21 protein-coding genes are annotated in these 16,699 nt (G+C 61.1%); 12 read left to right on the top strand and 9 right to left on the bottom strand.

Features of this window, described 5'->3' with window-relative positions; translation table 11 throughout:
* Positions 1–128 precede the first annotated feature (128 nt).
* Positions 129–1,163 carry a type IV pilus twitching motility protein PilT gene (locus tag VLA07_RS11405; protein WP_003229114.1) on the bottom strand — a complete coding sequence of 345 codons (1,035 nt, stop codon included), beginning with the start codon at positions 1,161–1,163 and terminating at the stop codon, positions 129–131.
* A 56-nt stretch (positions 1,164–1,219) separates the two neighbouring features.
* On the opposite strand from VLA07_RS11405, the gene VLA07_RS11400 reads away from it, so the two are divergent.
* From VLA07_RS11400 to VLA07_RS11350, 11 genes are all read left to right on the top strand, one after another.
* Positions 1,220–1,906: a YggS family pyridoxal phosphate-dependent enzyme gene (locus VLA07_RS11400; RefSeq protein ID WP_003229116.1), complete on the top strand. Its 687-nt coding sequence runs from the start codon at positions 1,220–1,222 to the stop codon at positions 1,904–1,906.
* Between the two features lie 28 nt (positions 1,907–1,934).
* Complete coding sequence (proC, locus tag VLA07_RS11395; protein WP_333989257.1) at positions 1,935–2,753, top strand: pyrroline-5-carboxylate reductase; 819 nt, start codon at positions 1,935–1,937, stop codon at positions 2,751–2,753.
* A gap of 10 nt (positions 2,754–2,763) precedes the next feature.
* Positions 2,764–3,354, top strand: coding sequence for a YggT family protein (locus VLA07_RS11390; protein WP_027610578.1), 591 nt, complete (start codon positions 2,764–2,766; stop codon positions 3,352–3,354).
* Positions 3,351–3,644, top strand: coding sequence for a DUF167 domain-containing protein (locus VLA07_RS11385; protein WP_333989256.1), 294 nt, complete (start codon positions 3,351–3,353; stop codon positions 3,642–3,644). Before VLA07_RS11390 ends, VLA07_RS11385 begins: the two co-directional genes overlap by 4 nt.
* 231 nt (positions 3,645–3,875) lie before the next feature.
* Positions 3,876–5,015 (top strand): homoserine O-succinyltransferase MetX, encoded by a 1,140-nt coding sequence (metX, locus tag VLA07_RS11380; protein ID WP_333989255.1) that lies wholly within the window; start codon positions 3,876–3,878, stop codon positions 5,013–5,015.
* 7 nt (positions 5,016–5,022) lie between these two features.
* Positions 5,023–5,643: a methionine biosynthesis protein MetW gene (gene metW / locus VLA07_RS11375; protein WP_003229126.1), complete on the top strand. Its 621-nt coding sequence runs from the start codon at positions 5,023–5,025 to the stop codon at positions 5,641–5,643.
* Positions 5,644–5,669: 26 nt separating this feature from the next.
* Positions 5,670–6,104, top strand: coding sequence for a DUF4426 domain-containing protein (locus VLA07_RS11370; protein WP_027610575.1), 435 nt, complete (start codon positions 5,670–5,672; stop codon positions 6,102–6,104).
* Positions 6,101–6,697, top strand: coding sequence for an RdgB/HAM1 family non-canonical purine NTP pyrophosphatase (rdgB, locus tag VLA07_RS11365; RefSeq protein ID WP_097088966.1), 597 nt, complete (start codon positions 6,101–6,103; stop codon positions 6,695–6,697). The genes VLA07_RS11370 and rdgB overlap by 4 nt, the downstream gene beginning before the upstream one ends.
* Positions 6,694–7,899, top strand: a complete 1,206-nt coding sequence (hemW, locus tag VLA07_RS11360; protein WP_333989254.1) for a radical SAM family heme chaperone HemW — start codon at positions 6,694–6,696, stop codon at positions 7,897–7,899. The genes rdgB and hemW overlap by 4 nt, the downstream gene beginning before the upstream one ends.
* Positions 7,900–7,928: 29 nt before the next feature.
* The gene (locus VLA07_RS11355; protein ID WP_003229134.1) at positions 7,929–8,252 is read left to right on the top strand and encodes a DUF3392 domain-containing protein; all 324 of its coding nucleotides are present in this window, start codon (positions 7,929–7,931) and stop codon (positions 8,250–8,252) included.
* Between the two features lie 139 nt (positions 8,253–8,391).
* Positions 8,392–8,940, top strand: a complete 549-nt coding sequence (locus tag VLA07_RS11350) for an RNA 2'-phosphotransferase (RefSeq protein ID WP_333989293.1) — start codon at positions 8,392–8,394, stop codon at positions 8,938–8,940.
* Positions 8,941–9,069: 129 nt separating this feature from the next.
* On the opposite strand, the gene trmB is transcribed toward VLA07_RS11350, so the two are convergent.
* The 4 genes from trmB to VLA07_RS11330 form a co-directional block, all read right to left on the bottom strand.
* A complete protein-coding gene (gene trmB, locus VLA07_RS11345) occupies positions 9,070–9,795 on the bottom strand; it encodes a tRNA (guanosine(46)-N7)-methyltransferase TrmB (RefSeq protein ID WP_027610572.1) in 726 nt (241 codons plus the stop codon).
* 9 nt (positions 9,796–9,804) lie between these two features.
* Positions 9,805–10,599: a thiazole synthase gene (locus VLA07_RS11340; RefSeq protein WP_007964131.1), complete on the bottom strand. Its 795-nt coding sequence runs from the start codon at positions 10,597–10,599 to the stop codon at positions 9,805–9,807.
* A 59-nt stretch (positions 10,600–10,658) separates the two neighbouring features.
* The gene (gene thiS, locus VLA07_RS11335; RefSeq protein WP_027610571.1) at positions 10,659–10,859 is read right to left on the bottom strand and encodes a sulfur carrier protein ThiS; all 201 of its coding nucleotides are present in this window, start codon (positions 10,857–10,859) and stop codon (positions 10,659–10,661) included.
* 80 nt (positions 10,860–10,939) lie between these two features.
* Positions 10,940–11,311 carry a DUF423 domain-containing protein gene (locus VLA07_RS11330; protein ID WP_003229144.1) on the bottom strand — a complete coding sequence of 124 codons (372 nt, stop codon included), beginning with the start codon at positions 11,309–11,311 and terminating at the stop codon, positions 10,940–10,942.
* A 74-nt stretch (positions 11,312–11,385) separates the two neighbouring features.
* Here VLA07_RS11330 and mtgA point away from each other — a divergent pair, with 74 nt between their 5' ends.
* Positions 11,386–12,108 carry a monofunctional biosynthetic peptidoglycan transglycosylase gene (gene mtgA, locus VLA07_RS11325; RefSeq protein ID WP_333989253.1) on the top strand — a complete coding sequence of 241 codons (723 nt, stop codon included), beginning with the start codon at positions 11,386–11,388 and terminating at the stop codon, positions 12,106–12,108.
* Positions 12,109–12,286: 178 nt separating this feature from the next.
* On the opposite strand, the gene rpoH is transcribed toward mtgA, so the two are convergent.
* The 4 genes from rpoH to ftsY all read right to left on the bottom strand — a co-directional run bounded on the left by rpoH (position 12,287) and on the right by ftsY (position 16,497).
* On the bottom strand, positions 12,287–13,141 hold the full coding sequence (gene rpoH, locus VLA07_RS11320; RefSeq protein WP_003229146.1) for an RNA polymerase sigma factor RpoH: 855 nt from the start codon (positions 13,139–13,141) through the stop codon (positions 12,287–12,289).
* A gap of 115 nt (positions 13,142–13,256) precedes the next feature.
* Complete coding sequence (gene ftsX, locus VLA07_RS11315) at positions 13,257–14,282, bottom strand: permease-like cell division protein FtsX (RefSeq protein WP_007964135.1); 1,026 nt, start codon at positions 14,280–14,282, stop codon at positions 13,257–13,259.
* Positions 14,279–14,950 (bottom strand): cell division ATP-binding protein FtsE, encoded by a 672-nt coding sequence (gene ftsE, locus VLA07_RS11310; protein WP_003229148.1) that lies wholly within the window; start codon positions 14,948–14,950, stop codon positions 14,279–14,281. Before ftsE ends, ftsX begins: the two co-directional genes overlap by 4 nt.
* On the bottom strand, positions 14,947–16,497 hold the full coding sequence (gene ftsY, locus VLA07_RS11305; protein ID WP_333989252.1) for a signal recognition particle-docking protein FtsY: 1,551 nt from the start codon (positions 16,495–16,497) through the stop codon (positions 14,947–14,949). The genes ftsE and ftsY overlap by 4 nt, the downstream gene beginning before the upstream one ends.
* Positions 16,498–16,699 lie beyond the last annotated feature (202 nt).

The following is a 16,699-nucleotide window of genomic DNA, read 5'->3' as shown; positions in this document are numbered from 1 at the left end:
ACTGATCCGGAATCTGCTCAAGCAGTACTGACCCCTTCGCGAGCAAGCCCGCTCCCACATGGAAATGCATTCCAATGTGGGAGCGGGCTTGCTCGCGAAGAGGCCAGTGAAAGCGACACAAGCCTCTCTTAGAAATTATCCGGGGTACGCGCCTTTTCCCGCGCATGCTCGCGGCTGATCAAGCCCTTGGTCACCAGCTCCTTCAGGCACATGTCGAGTGTCTGCATCCCCAACGACCCTCCGGTCTGAATCGCCGAATACATTTGCGCCACCTTGTCCTCGCGGATCAGGTTCCGGATCGCCGATGTTCCCAGCATGATTTCGTGCGCCGCGACCCGCCCGCCGCCGATTTTCTTGATCAGCGTTTGCGACACCACCGCCAGCAACGACTCCGAAAGCATCGAGCGGACCATGGACTTCTCGTCCCCTGGGAACACATCGACAACACGGTCGATGGTCTTGGCGGCGGACGTCGTGTGCAGCGTGCCGAATACCAGATGCCCGGTTTCAGCGGCAGTCAGTGCGAGGCGAATGGTTTCCAGATCGCGCATCTCGCCCACCAGAATCACGTCCGGGTCTTCGCGCAGCGCCGAACGCAACGCCGTGGCGAAGCTGCGGGTATCGCGATGGACTTCGCGTTGATTGATCAGGCATTTGCGCGATTCGTGGACGAACTCGATCGGGTCTTCGATGGTGAGAATGTGGTGGTGACGATGGGTGTTGAGGTAGTCGATCATCGCCGCCAACGTGGTCGACTTGCCGGACCCGGTCGGCCCGGTCACCAGCACCAGCCCGCGCGGCGCATCGGTGATCTTGCGAAAGACGTCGCCCATGCCGAGGTCTTCCATGCTCAGCACTTTCGAGGGAATGGTGCGAAACACCGCGCCAGCGCCACGGTTCTGGTTGAACGCATTGACCCGGAAGCGCGCCACGCCGGGGACTTCGAACGAGAAATCCGTTTCCAGGTGTTTCTCGAAGTCGACGCGCTGGGTGTCGTTCATGATGTCGTAGATCAATTCGTGCACTTGCTTGTGATCCAGCGCCGGCAGATTGATCCGCCGCACATCGCCGTCGACGCGGATCATCGGCGGCAGCCCCGCCGACAGGTGCAGGTCGGAAGCGCCCTGTTTGGCGCTGAACGCCAGCAGTTCAGTGATATCCATAGCGTCCCTCAATTCCAGTAGAATGCCGCGAACCTTCAGACCGCTGGCGCCTCTTGATGTCCACGATAGCAGACAACATTCTTCAGGTTAGTTCGCGTATCCAGGCAGCGGCCAAAGCTGCAAACCGCGATGAACACAGCATCCAGTTGCTGGCCGTGAGCAAGACCAAACCGGCGCAGGACCTGCGTGAAGCCTACGCCGCCGGCCTGCGTGACTTTGGCGAGAACTATCTGCAGGAAGCCCTGGGCAAACAGCTCGAACTGGCCGACCTGCCCTTGATCTGGCACTTCATCGGCCCCATTCAATCGAACAAGACTCGCGCCATCGCCGAGCATTTCGACTGGGTGCACTCCGTGGATCGCCTGAAAATCGCCCAACGCCTGTCCGAACAGCGCCCGGCCGAGCTGCCGCCGCTGAACATCTGCATTCAGGTCAACGTCAGTGGTGAGGCCAGCAAGTCCGGCTGCACCCCGGCCGACCTGCCGGCGCTGGCCGAGGCCATCAGCGCCCTGCCCCGATTGAAACTGCGCGGGCTGATGGCGATTCCCGAGCCGACCGAAGATCGCGCCGAACAAGATGCCGCTTTTGCTGCCGTGCAACGTTTGCAGGCCAGCCTGAATCTGCCGCTCGACACACTTTCCATGGGTATGAGCCACGACCTCGAGTCGGCCATCGCTCAAGGCGCCACGTGGGTGCGGATCGGTACCGCCCTGTTTGGCGCCAGAGATTACGGTCAGCAATGACCGACAGCCATCTGAAAAAGGACCTGACATGAGCAACACACGCATTGCCTTTATCGGTGCCGGCAACATGGCCGCCAGCCTGATCGGCGGCCTGCGGGCCAAGGGTCTGCAAGCCAGCCACATTCGCGCCAGCGATCCGGGCGAAGAGACCCGCCAACGCGTTAGCGCCGAACACGGCATCGAAACCTTCGCCGACAACGCCCAGGCCATCGACGGCGTCGACGTGATCGTACTGGCGGTCAAGCCACAGGCGATGAAAGCTGTGTGCGAAGCCATCCGCCCAAGCCTGCAACCGCAGCAACTGGTGGTGTCGATCGCCGCCGGCATCACTTGCGCGAGCATGACTGCGTGGCTCGGCGAGCAGCCGATCGTGCGCTGCATGCCCAACACCCCGGCGCTGCTGCGTCAGGGCGTCAGCGGTTTGTACGCCACCAGCGAAGTGACTGCCGAACAGCGTCAGCAGGCTGAAGAGCTGCTGTCCGCCGTGGGCATTGCGCTGTGGCTGGACGAAGAGCAGCAACTCGATGCCGTGACCGCCGTCTCCGGCTCCGGCCCGGCGTACTTCTTCCTGCTGATCGAAGCGATGACCGCCGCTGGCGTCAAACTCGGCCTGCCAAAGGAAATCGCCGAGCAACTGACCCTGCAAACGGCTCTGGGCGCCGCGCACATGGCGGTATCCAGCGATGTCGACGCTGCCGAACTGCGCCGCCGCGTGACCTCGCCAAACGGCACCACAGAGGCCGCGATCAAATCATTCCAGGCTAACGGCTTCGAAGCCCTGGTAGAAAAAGCACTCGGCGCCGCCGCGCACCGCTCGGCCGAAATGGCCGAACAACTGGGCAAATAAGGAGCCTTACATGATTGGATTGAACACCGCAGCGGTTTACGTGCTGCAAACCCTCGGCAGCCTGTACCTGCTGATCGTGCTGTTGCGCTTCGTCCTGCAACTGGTGCGCGCGAACTTCTACAACCCGCTGTGCCAGTTCGTGGTCAAGGCTACCCAGCCGCTGCTCAAGCCGCTGCGCCGGATCATCCCGAGCATCTTCGGCCTCGACATGTCGTCGCTGGTGCTGGCGATTCTGGTGCAACTGGCCCTGATGGCCCTGACCCTGCTGCTGACCTACGGCACCACCGGCAACCCGCTGCAACTGTTCATCTGGTCGATCATCGGCGTGACCGCGCTGTTCCTGAAGATTTTCTTCTTCGCCCTGATCATCAGCGTGATCCTGTCGTGGGTCGCCCCGGGCAGCCACAACCCGGGCGCTGAACTGGTGAACCAGATCTGCGAGCCGGCGCTGGCACCGTTCCGCAAGATTCTGCCGAACCTCGGCGGACTGGACCTGTCGCCGATTTTCGCCTTCCTGGCGCTGAAGCTGATCGACATGCTGGTGATCAACAACCTCGCGGCGATGACGATGATGCCGGAAATCCTGCGCCTGCTGATGTGAGCTGGTTTCGCTGGGACGGGGACGATTTGATCCTCGAATGTCATCTGCAACCGGCAGCCCGCAGCGATGATTTCGCCGGGCTGCACGGTGACCGCCTGAAGATCCGCCTCACCGCGCCGCCGGTCGAGGGCAAGGCCAATGCGTATCTGATGGGCTTTCTGGCCAAGGCGTTTGGCGTGTCCAAGAGCCAGGTCAGTTTGCTCAGCGGCGAGTTGAACCGGCAGAAACGGGTGAAGATCTGTGCGCCGAAGAAGCTGCCGGAGTTGCCTGATCTGCTGCGTCCAGCCTGATCCACTGTGGTGAGGGGATTTATCCCCGATGGGTCGCGAAGCGGCCCCCTTGTTGCTGCCAACCCCATTCTCTCGGCACGACCAAAGATTTCAGGGCCGCTACGCAGCCCATCGGGGATAAATCCCCTCACCACAAGGACTTCGCTCAATCAACGATCAGGCCTTATCGTTGCTTGCCGCTAACCCCCCCGGTCTTTAGACTTACGCCTCATTTCAACGAGAGCAGGGTCGATGCCAGCTGCCTTTCCCCCCGATTCTGTTGGTCTGGTGACGCCGCAAACGGCGCACTTCAGTGAACCTCTGGCCCTGGCCTGTGGCCGTTCGCTGCCCGCCTACGACCTGATCTACGAAACCTACGGCACGCTGAACGCGCAGGCGAGCAACGCCGTGCTGATCTGCCACGCGTTGTCCGGGCACCACCATGCCGCCGGCTATCACAGCCCCGACGACCGCAAGCCCGGTTGGTGGGACAGTTGCATCGGCCCCGGCAAACCGATCGACACCAACAAGTTCTTCGTGGTCAGCCTGAACAATCTGGGCGGCTGCAACGGCTCCACCGGCCCGAGCAGTATCAACCCGGAGACCGGCAAGCCGTTCGGCGCCGATTTCCCGGTGCTCACCGTCGAAGACTGGGTGCACAGTCAGGCGCGTCTGGCTGACCTGCTCGGCATTCGTCAGTTCGCCGCCGTCATCGGCGGCAGCCTCGGCGGCATGCAGGCGTTGCAATGGACCATCACTTACCCGGATCGCGTGCGCCACTGCCTGGCCATCGCCTCGGCCCCCAAGCTGTCGGCGCAGAACATCGCCTTCAACGAAGTGGCGCGCCAGGCGATCCTCACCGACCCGGAGTTCCACGGTGGTTCGTTCCAGGAACAAGGGGTGATCCCCAAGCGCGGGCTGATGCTGGCGCGGATGGTCGGGCACATCACCTACCTGTCCGACGACTCGATGGGCGAGAAATTCGGCCGCGGCCTGAAGAGCGAAAAGCTCAACTACGACTTCCACAGCGTCGAGTTCCAGGTCGAAAGCTACCTGCGCTATCAGGGTGAAGAGTTTTCCGGGCGTTTCGACGCCAATACCTATCTGTTGATGACCAAGGCGCTGGATTACTTCGATCCGGCGGCGAACTTCGACAATAACCTGGCGAAAACTTTCGAAAACGCCACCGCCAAGTTCTGCGTGATGTCGTTCACCACCGACTGGCGCTTCTCCCCGGCCCGCTCGCGGGAGCTGGTGGACGCGCTGATGGCGGCACGCAAAGACGTCAGCTATCTGGAAATCGATGCACCCCAGGGCCACGACGCCTTCCTGATTCCGATCCCGCGCTATTTGCAGGCGTTCGGCAATTACATGAACCGAATTACGGTGTGAACAAGCCATGAGAGCTGATCTGGAAATCATCCAGGAATGGATCCCCGCCGGCAGCCGCGTGCTCGACCTCGGTTGCGGCGACGGCGAACTGCTGACCTGGCTGCGCGACAACAAGAACGTCACCGGTTATGGCCTGGAAAACGACGCCGACAACATCGCCGAGTGCGTGGCCAAGGGCATCAACGTCATCGAGCAGGACCTGGACAAGGGGCTGGGCAACTTCGCCAGCAACAGTTTCGACATCGTCGTCATGACCCAGGCCCTGCAAGCCGTGCACTACCCGGACAAGATCCTCGACGAGATGCTGCGGGTCGGTCGTCAGTGCATCATCACCTTCCCCAACTTCGGTCACTGGCGCTGCCGCTGGTATCTGGCAAGCAAGGGCCGGATGCCGGTGTCGGAATTTCTGCCGTACACCTGGTACAACACGCCGAACATTCACTTCTGCACCTTCGAAGACTTTGAAGAACTTTGTCGCGAACGTGATGCGAAGGTCATTGATCGGCTTGCCGTGGATCAACAGCACCGTCACGGGTGGGCCAGTAAGCTATGGCCTAATCTGTTAGGTGAGATTGGTATCTACCGCGTCAGCAGCCCGGTGCTTGCAGATCATCGGGTCGCGGTCTGAACCACGACATTTCGAGGAGAACGATCATGGGTCGCTTGATTACTGTGCTATTGGCCGCCTGCCTGAGTCTGTCGGCGGTGGCCGCCGATGCCATCAAGGGCGAACGCAAGGAAGTGTTCGGCGACGTTACCGTGCACTACAACACTTTCAACTCGACCTTCCTGACACCCGACATCGCCAAAGCAGCCGAGCTGATCCGCAGCAAGAACCAAGGCGTGATCAACGTCTCGGTGATCAAGGACGGCAAACCGCTGATCGCCAACGTCACCGGCACGGTCAAAGACCTGACCAGCCAGAGCGTGCCGCTGAACTTCCGCCAGGTCACCGAACAGGGCGCGATCTACTACATCGCCCAGTACCCGGTGGAGCAGCAGGAAACCCGCACCTTTGAAATCAAGGTGCAGAACGGTGACAAGATCAACACCATCAACTTCAACCAAGAACTCTTTCCCGGCGAATGATGAACCTCACGCAACTCGTACTGGCCAGCCATAACGCCGGCAAACTCAAGGAACTCCAGGCCATGCTCGGCGACTCGGTGCAACTGCGCTCGATCGGCGAATGGAGCAAGGTCGAACCGGAGGAAACCGGTCTGTCGTTCGTCGAGAACGCGATCCTCAAGGCGCGCAATGCCGCGCGCATCTCCGGCCTGCCGGCGCTGGCCGACGATTCCGGTCTGGCGGTGGATTTCCTCGGCGGTGCACCGGGCATCTACTCGGCGCGCTATGCCGACGGCAAGGGCGATGCGGCGAACAACGCCAAACTGCTCGAGGCCCTCAAAGACGTGCCGCAAGCCGAGCGCGGCGCGCAGTTCGTCTGCGTGCTGGCACTGGTGCGGCATGCCGATGATCCGCTGCCGATCCTCTGCGAAGGCCTGTGGCACGGGCGCATCCTGACCGCCGCCAGCGGCGAGCACGGTTTCGGCTACGACCCGCTGTTCTGGGTGCCGGAGCGTGAAATGTCCAGCGCCGAACTGAGCCCGGCCGACAAGAACCAGATCAGCCACCGCGCCCGTGCAATGGATCTGCTGCGCCAGCGTCTGGGCCTGAAATGACCGACAGCCACCCCGCGTCGTCGCTGATCATCGGCGGCGCCGCCTCTTCGCCTCGGGCGCCGCTGCCTACACTGCCGCCCCTGGCGCTGTACATCCACATTCCGTGGTGTGTGCGCAAATGTCCGTATTGCGATTTCAACTCGCACACCGCCAGCCCGGTGCTGCCAGAAGAGGAATACGTCGACGCGTTGCTGGCTGACCTCGATCAGGACCTGCACGCGGTGTATGGCCGTGAAATCAGTTCGATCTTCTTCGGTGGCGGTACGCCGAGCCTGTTCAGCGCGCAAGCCCTCGGGCGCTTGCTCAAAGGCGTCGAGCAGCGCATCCCGTTCGCCCACGACATCGAGATCACCCTGGAAGCCAATCCCGGCACCTTCGAGCAAGAGAAGTTCGTTGCGTATCGCAAGCTCGGGATCAATCGCCTGTCGATCGGCATTCAGAGCTTCCAGCAGCAGAAACTTGAAGCCCTCGGGCGCATCCATAACGGCGACGAAGCGGTGCGCGCGGCGGGAATGGCGCGTCAGGCCGGGTTCGACAACTTCAACCTCGACTTGATGCACGGCTTGCCCGATCAGTCGCTGGACGATGCTTTGAGCGACCTGCGTCAGGCCATCGAACTGAAACCGACGCACATCTCCTGGTATCAGCTGACACTGGAGCCGAACACGGTGTTCTGGAACCAGCCGCCGGTGCTGCCGGAAGACGACACGCTGTGGGACATTCAAGAAGCCGGACAAGCGCTGCTGGCCGCGCACGGTTACGCGCAATACGAAGTCTCGGCCTATGCCCAGCCCGGGCGGCCGGCACGGCACAACCTCAATTACTGGAGTTTCGGCGACTTCATCGGCATCGGTGCTGGCGCCCACGGCAAGCTCAGTCATCTGGACGGGCGCATCGTCCGCACCTGGAAGACACGCCTGCCGAAGGACTATCTCAACCCAGCCAAGAGTTTCCAGGCCGGCGAGAAAGCCCTGAGCAATGACGAGATGCCGTTCGAGTTCCTGATGAACGCCCTGCGCCTGACTGCCGGGGTGGAATCACGCCTGTATCCCGAACGCACCGGCCTGCCGCTGGAAAGTCTCGCCGAACACCGTCGCGAGGCCGAACAAAGTGGCCTGATGCAGGTCGAACCGTCACGTCTGGCGGCCACCGAGCGCGGACAACTGTTTCTCAACGACTTGCTGCAGAAATTTCTGAGCTGAGCCCTAACGGCCGCCCCAAGGAAAACCGCATGGATTTGATACTCGATCTGCTCGCCACCGTGTCCCGCTGGAGCCGCAGCAACCTCTCGGAAATCGCCCTGGCGCTGGTGGGCTGCCTGCTGGTGCTGTTCGGCGCTGACTTCAAAGGCTGGGTCGAGCAGCGTCTGGGCAGCATCGCCGGCGCCCTGCGCGTACCGCTGATGGCCCTGCTGTGCGTGATCGGCAGCGGCGCCGCGCTGATCTATGCGACGCCGTGGGTGGTCAAGGGCCTGAGCCAGTTCAACAACTACAGCCTGGCGCCGGTGTTGTTGGTGGTACTGGTGCTTATCGGCGTAGTCGCTGACCGCCGCTGACTTTCAGCCATCACCAAAAACAACTGTGGGAGCGGGCTTGCTCGCGAAGGCGTCGTATCAGTCAACATCAACGTTGAATGATTCACCGCTTTCGCGAGCAAGCCCGCTCCCACAGTTGATCGCAATGACAGGGAAGTTCATGAGCAAAAAACTGTTGGACGAGACAAGCAAATTTCTCAGCTTCGTATTGCGCCACGAACCTCAGGCGATCGGTCTGACGCTGGACTCTGAAGGCTGGGCAAATATCGAAGAACTGATCAACGGTGCTGCGCGTGACGGTCGCAAACTGGACCGCGAACTGATTGAAGCGGTCGTGACAAGTAGCGACAAGAAGCGCTTCTCGATTTCCGAGGACGGCCAACTGATTCGTGCGGTTCAGGGCCACTCAACGAAAAGCGTGGATTTGCAGTTCGAGCAGAAACAGCCACCGCAAACGCTGTATCACGGCACAGCGACGCGCTTTCTTGAGTCAATCAAAGAACAAGGCCTGATCCCGGGATCACGCCATCACGTGCACCTTTCCCAAGACATCGACACCGCTTCGGCCGTCGGGCAGCGCTATGGCACCGTGGTGATTCTGAAAGTCGCCGCACGGCAGATGGAAGAACAGGGTTTCAAGCACTATCAGGCCGAAAACGGCGTCTGGCTGACAGAACAGGTGCCAGCTCGGTTTCTTTCAACCGTGTAATTGCTGAGCACACAAAACAACTGTGGGAGCGGGCTTGCTCGCGAAGGCGTCGTATCAGTCAACATCAACGTTGAATGAATCACCGCTTTCGCGAGCAAGCCCGCTCCCACATTGGGTTTTGCGTGATGTTTAAGCGATTTTCTCGAACTTCAGATCCCACACGCCATGCCCAAGACGTTCGCCGCGGCGTTCGAACTTGGTGATCGGCCGTTCGGCCGGGCGCGGTACGCATTTGCCGTCTTCGGCGAGGTTGCGGTAGCCCGGGGCGACGTTCATCACTTCCAGCATGTACTCGGCGTACGGTTCCCAGTCGGTGGCCATGTGCAGGATGCCGCCGACCTTCAGCTTGCTGCGCACCAGCTCGGCGAAGGACGCCTGAACGATACGACGCTTGTGGTGACGGCTCTTGTGCCATGGATCCGGGAAGAACAGCATCAGGCGATCGAGGCTGTTGTCGGCGATGCAGCGGTTGAGCACTTCAATCGCGTCGCAATCGTAGACCCGCAGGTTGGTCAGGCCCTGAGTCAGCACGCCGTTGAGCAGCGCGCCGACACCCGGACGGTGCACTTCCACACCGATGAAGTCCTGATCCGGTGCCGCCGCGGCCATTTCCAGCAGCGAGTGGCCCATGCCGAAACCGATCTCCAGCGAGCGCGGCGCCGAACGGCCGAACACCTGATCGTAATCCACCGGCGCGTCGGCCAGCGGCAGCACGTACAGCGGCGCGCCCTGGTCCAGACCCCGTTGCTGGCCTTCGGTCATGCGCCCGGCGCGCATCACGAAGCTCTTGATGCGGCGGTGTTGGCGCTCGTCGCCCTCTTCCGTCTGGATAGGCGTGTCGTTCGATTCAGTCATCAATGGCTCTTACTTGATCAGACCATCCAGCGGCGAAGAGGCGCTGGCATAGAGTTTTTTCGGCATGCGGCCGGCGAGGTAGGCCAAGCGGCCTGCGACGATCGCGTGTTGCATGGCTTGGGCCATCATCACCGGTTGCTGAGCATGGGCGATGGCCGAGTTCATCAGCACCGCGTCACAGCCCAGTTCCATGGCGATGGTGGCGTCGGAGGCGGTACCGACACCGGCATCCACCAGCACCGGAATCTTGGCTTCTTCGAGGATGATCTGCAGGTTGTACGGGTTGCAGATCCCCAGACCGGAACCGATCAGACCGGCCAGCGGCATGACCGCGATGCAGCCGATTTCCGCCAGTTGCCGGGCGATGATCGGGTCATCACTGGTGTAAACCATCACGTCGAAGCCTTCCTTGACCAGCGTTTCGGCGGCCTTGAGGGTTTCGATCACGTTGGGGAACAGGGTTTTCTGGTCGGCCAGCACTTCCAGCTTCACCAGGTTGTGACCATCGAGCAGCTCACGGGCCAGGCGGCAGGTGCGCACGGCCTCGATAGCGTCGTAGCAACCGGCGGTGTTCGGCAGGAAGGTGTAGCGATCGGGCGACAGCACTTCGAGCAGGTTCGGCTCGCCTTCGATCTGGCCGAGGTTGGTACGGCGCACGGCGAAGGTGACGATCTCGGCACCCGAGGCTTCGATGGCCTGACGGGTTTCTTCCATGTCACGGTACTTGCCGGTACCAACCAGCAAACGCGACTGGTAAGTACGACCGGCCAGAACAAAAGGCTTGTCGCTGCGAACGATGCTCATGGGGAATCCTCTTTAGGGGTGAGGGTCTTGCAGAATTCTGTGCCCTTGCGGGCCGGCGATCAGCCGCCGCCGATGGCGTGCACCACTTCGACGTTGTCGCCGTCGTTGAGCACGGTGTCGGCATGCTGGCTGCGCGGGACGATATCCAGGTTGAGTTCGACTGCCACCCGGCGACCGGTCAGGTCCATACGGGCAATCAGGGCCGCAACGGTTTCACCGTCGGGCAGTTCAAGGGATTCGCCGTTCAACTGAATGCGCATGCGCCTGGCCGCCATCATTTTTAGGGGGTGGCATTCTAGCCCGATCATGACCTAAAGGTCAGCACCAAGCGTCAAGCGGTTTACTGCAGGCGCCAGGCGGCAAGTCCAAGACACAGCCAGCCAACCAGAAACGCCAGACCGCCGAACGGAGTGATGATGCCGAGCTTGCTGATACCTGTGGTGGTCAGCACATACAGGCTCCCGGAGAACAGCAGAATGCCGACGGCGAACGAAATACCCGCCCAGGTCACCAATCGCCCCTGAATCTGCGTGGCCAGCAACGCCACGCCGAACAGCGCCAGGGTGTGCACCAGTTGATAGGTCACGCCGGTGTGGAAAATCGCCAGATACTCGGGGGTCAGGCGGCTCTTCAGGCCATGAGCGGCGAAGGCGCCAAGGCCCACACCGGTAAAACCAAAGAAAGCGGCCAGCATCAGAAAGCCACGCAGCATGTGGAACTCCAGTCAGACTCGTTCGGCAGGGTCTGTATAATGGCCCGCTCTATCGGTTCGGCCAAGCCATCTCTATGCTGCGTTCACTTTTGCGTCGTCTCACGAAGGCCCTGCTCTGGTTCGCGGGCGGCAGTGTATTGCTGGTGTTGCTGTTTCGCTTCGTGCCACCGCCGGGCACGGCGCTGATGGTCGAGCGCAAGATCGAATCCTGGGTCGACGGCGAGCCGATTGACCTGCAGCGCACCTGGAAACCGTGGGACGAAATCTCCGACGATCTCAAGGTCGCGGTCATGGCCGGCGAAGACCAGAAGTTTCCCGAGCACTGGGGTTTTGACTTCGGCGCGATTCAGGCTGCGCTGGCCCACAACGAACTCGGCGGTTCGATTCGCGGTGCCAGCACCTTGAGCCAACAAGTGTCGAAGAACCTGTTTCTGTGGTCGGGTCGCAGCTATCTGCGCAAAGGCCTGGAAGCCTGGTTTACCGGACTGATCGAAGTGTTCTGGCCCAAGCAGCGGATTCTTGAGGTTTACCTGAACAGCGTCGAGTGGGATGACGGGGTGTTTGGTGCCGAAGCCGCAGCACGTCATCACTTTGGTGTGAGCGCCAAGTCACTGTCGCGGCAGCAGGCGAGTTATCTGGCGGCGGTGCTGCCTAACCCGCGCGTGTGGAGCGCCAGCCATCCGACGGCTTATGTGTCGCGCCGGGCCGGGTGGATTCGCCAGCAGATGAGCCAGTTGGGCGGGACCAGCTATCTGCTGGGGCTTGATGATTCGCGTCGGGCGCCTTGGGCTGAATAACGCTGAAGCCCCCTGTAGGAGTGAGCCTGCTCGCGATAGCGTCATGTCAGTCACAATAAATGTGGCAGGAAGACCGCTATCGCGAGCAGGCTCACTCCTACAGGGATTTGTGTTGAAACAGAAATAAAAACGCCCCGATCATCGCTGATCGGGGCGTTTTTGTTTGCCGAGGCGCCGGTTAGGCGGCGATCGACAACTTGAGCTTGTTCATCGCGCTCTTCTCGAGCTGACGGATCCGCTCGGCCGATACGTTGTACTTCTGCGCCAGGTCGTGCAGCGTGGCTTTCTCTTCTGCCAGCCAGCGCTGGTAGAGGATGTCGCGGCTACGCTCGTCCAGCACTTCCAGCGCTTCGTGCAGGTTGTGGTTGGAGTTGTCGCTCCAGTCGGCATCTTCCAGTTGACGCGCCGGGTCGTACCGGTGGTCTTCCAGGTAGTTGGCCGGCGACTGGAAAGCGCTGTCGTCGTCAGCTTCTGCAGCCGGGTCGAAGGCCATGTCATGGCCAGTCAGGCGACTTTCCATCTCGCGCACTTCACGTGGTTCGACGCCAAGGCTTTCCGCCACACGGTGGACTTCCTCGTTGTTCAGCCACGCCAGACGTTTCTTCTGGCTGCGCAGGTTGAAGAACAGCTTGCGCTGGGCCTTGGTGGTCGCGACCTTCACAATGCGCCAGTTGCGCAGGATGAACTCGTGAATTTCCGCCTTGATCCAGTGCACGGCGAACGACACCAGACGCACACCCATTTCCGGGTTGAAGCGTTTTACCGCCTTCATCAGACCGACGTTGCCTTCCTGGATCAGGTCAGCCTGAGCCAGACCGTAGCCGGAATAGCTACGGGCAATGTGTACGACAAATCGCAGGTGGGCGAGCACCATCTGCCGAGCCGCCCCCAAATCCTGCTCATAGTAGAGACTCTCGGCCAGTTCACGCTCCTGCTCCGGCGTCAGCAATGGAATGCTGTTGACGGTGTGCACATAGGCTTCCAGGTTCGCACCCGGAACCAACGCGTACGCAGGTTGCAAAGAATTGGTCATGCGAAAAAACCTCCCACTTACATACTCGTGCCTCTCGGCACTGCGAAAAATTGACCGGGAATTCAAGTACAAGTTCCCAAAAAAACCGCAAGGTCAATCACGCGCAAAAAAGATTCTACTTCGGCGCCAGCTCCCTGAGATGACGTGCGACTGCAATCCATGCACCGATATAACCCAACAGCACCGCGCCAAGCAAGAGCGACAGACCGTCGGCAACTGGCACTCCGGCCAGCGCGAAATCACTGCCGTACAAGCCGGCCAGTCCAACCACCGCGTCGTTCAGCCAGTTCAGGCCGAACGCCAGCACACCCCAGGACAGAACCCCCGCACCGAAGCCATACAACGCGCCCATATAAAGGAAGGGGCGACGCACATAGCTGTCAGTGCCGCCGACGAGTTTAATCACTTCTATCTCTGTGCGGCGGTTTTCAATATGAAGACGAATGGTATTGCCTATCACCAAAAGTAATGCAGACACCAAAAGCACCGTCAGACCGAAGACAAAGCGGTCACCGAGCTTGAGGATGGCGGCCAGACGCTCGACCCAGACTAGATCAAGTTGCGCCTGTTGTACCTTGGGCAGTTCGGAAAGTTTTTGTCTTAATGCTTCCAGAGTCGGCTTGTCGACCTCGTTCGGGGTCACCAGCACCACGCCCGGCAGCGGGTTCTCCGGCAGCTCGCGCAGGGCTTCGCCCAGACCGGACTGCTGCTGAAACTCTTCCAGCGCCTGATCACGACCGACATATTCGGCATCAGCGACGCCGGGCATGCCTTTGATCTGCTCGCGCAACGATTCACCCTGCGCGGGCGTGGCATCCAGCTGCAGGTACAGCGAAATCTGCGCCGCACGCTGCCACGAACCGCCGAGACGCTCGACGTTGTTGATCAGCAGTGACAAGCCCATCGGCAGGCTCAGCGCCACAGCCATCACCATGCAGGTGAAGAAGCTGCCGATCGGCTGCTTGCCGAGGCGCCGCAGGCTGTCGAGCAGGCTGGCACGGTGACTTTCGATCCACGAACGCAACAGGGTGGAAAAGTCCGGGCCGTCGTCATCGTCGTGTTTTTTCTTCTTTGGCGGTTGCGGGTCGGCGGCTTTCGGGGCCACGCGCTCGGAAACCTTCGGACTGCGTGTTGCACTCATACGCCGGCCTCCCCGTCGCCGATCAGTCGGCCGCGTTGCAGGGTCAGCATACGGTGCCGCATACGCGCAATCAGCGCCAGGTCGTGACTGGCGATCAGCACGCTGGTGCCCAAGCGGTTGATGTCTTCGAACACGCCCATGATCTCGGCCGCCAGACGCGGGTCGAGGTTACCGGTCGGTTCGTCCGCCAGCAGCAGGGCCGGACGGTGGACGATGGCGCGGGCGATGCCGACGCGCTGTTGCTGACCGGTGGACAGGTCGCCCGGGTACAGATCGGTTTTATCCGACAGCGCCACGCGCTCCAGCGCCGAATCGACGCGCTTGGCGATTTCGGCCTTGGACAAGCCGAGAATCTGCAGCGGCAGCGCGACGTTGTTGAACACCGTGCGATCGAACAGCAACTGGTGATTCTGGAACACCACGCCGATCTGCCGACGCAGGAACGGAATCTGCGCGTTGCTGATGGTGCTCAGGTCCTGCCCGGCCAGCAGCAGTTTGCCGCTGGTCGGACGCTCCATCGCCAGCAACAGGCGCAACAGCGTGGACTTACCGGCACCGGAGTGACCGGTGACAAACAGAAACTCGCCACGACGGACTCGAAAGCTCAGCTCATGCAAGCCGACGTGACCGTTCGGGTAGCGTTTACCGACCTGTTCGAAACGAATCATGAACGCTCCCGCTCGGCAAACAGTGCCTGGACAAAGGGTTCGGCTTCAAAGGTACGCAGATCGTCGATGCCTTCACCGACACCGATGTAGCGGATCGGCAGACCAAACTGCTTGGCCAGGGCGAAAATCACCCCGCCCTTGGCGGTACCGTCGAGCTTGGTCAGCGCCAGGCCGGTCAGTTCGACGGTCTGGTTGAATTGCTTGGCCTGGTTGATCGCGTTCTGACCGGTGCCGGCATCAAGTACCAGCAGCACTTCGTGCGGTGCGTCGGCGTCGAGCTTGCCGATCACCCGGCGAACTTTCTTCAGCTCTTCCATCAGGTTGTCTTTGGTGTGCAGACGACCGGCGGTGTCGGCGATCAACACGTCGATGCCACGGGCCTTGGCGGCTTGCACGGCGTCGAAGATCACCGAAGCAGAGTCGGCGCCGGTGTGCTGGGCGATCACCGGGATCTTGTTGCGCTCGCCCCAGACCTGCAGCTGCTCAACGGCAGCGGCGCGGAAGGTGTCACCGGCGGCGAGCATGACTTTCTTGCCTTCCAGTTGCAGCTTCTTCGCCAGCTTGCCGATGGTGGTGGTCTTGCCGGCGCCGTTGACGCCGACCACCAGAATCACGAACGGTTTGTTCTGCGAAGCGATTTTCAGCGGCTGTTCGACCGGCTTGAGCATCGCTGCCAGCTCGGCCTGCAACGACTTGTACAGCGCGTCGGCGTCGGCCAGCTCTTTACGTGCGACCTTCTGGGTCAGGCGCTGGATGATCTGCGTAGTGGCTTCGACACCGACGTCGGCGGTCAGCAGACGGGTTTCCAGCTCATCGAGCAAATCGTCATCAATGGTTTTACGGCCGAGAAACAGGCTGGCCATGCCCTCGCCGATGCTGGCGCTGGTTTTCGACAGGCCTTGCTTGAGGCGGGCGAAGAAGCCGACTTTGGTTTCTTCGCTGCGCGGGGCTTCCACTGGCGTTTCAGCAACCACTTCTACCGGCACCACCGGAGCAGCGACGACCGGTACAGGTGCAGGTGCAGGTGCAGGTGCAGGTGCAGGTGCAGGTGCAGGTGCAGGCTCGGGCTGCTGCACGACCGGCGCAACAGGGGCAACGACCACCGGGGTCACTGGCTCGGGAACAACCGGCGCAGGCTCGACAACCGGCTCAACCAATGGCGCCGGAGCGACTTCAGGGACGAACGCGGCAGGTGCAGGAATCGGCGGCGTCACGTGCGGCGCAGCCTCTTCGACCAAGGCCACCGGCTCTTCCGCCACCGGCAAGGTCAGCCACGGCTCGGCCGCCGGAGTCAGTGGCAGCTCGGCCGCTACCGGGGTTTCAGGTTCTGGCTCGGGCTCGACCGGTTGCAGCACCGGCTCGGCAATCGGCAGCACGATCGGCGCCGGCTCTTCTTCTATAGCAGGCGCTGGCGTCGGAGCCGGTTCAGGAATTGCGGGCGGCTGTTCGACGACGGGTTCCTGCGGTTTCTTACGCAGCCATCCGAACAGGCTTTTCTTCTCGCCAGCCGCAGCTGGGGTCTTCTTGTCGTCGTTGGAACCAAACATGGAGGACGGCTATCTCACGGTAGCGACGCGCCATAAGGGCGCCCCGGCAAATAAATATTCGATGCAGAACAGACTGTGTTTCATCCAGCTTGTTCACGCGCAACATTTTGTCGAGGCGCCAGCGGCACCCCAAAGATTCGTATTAACGAAGGACTAAACCGGCAAAATCGGCGAAAAAGCGAAGTCTAGTCGATAAACCGCA

Source organism: Pseudomonas sp. S3(2024), assembly GCF_036861315.1.
GTDB classification, from domain to species: Bacteria; Pseudomonadota; Gammaproteobacteria; order Pseudomonadales; family Pseudomonadaceae; genus Aquipseudomonas; species Aquipseudomonas putida_A.
The sequence above is the reverse complement of the archived record's forward strand: the minus strand, read 5'-3'. Positions and strand labels throughout refer to the sequence as shown.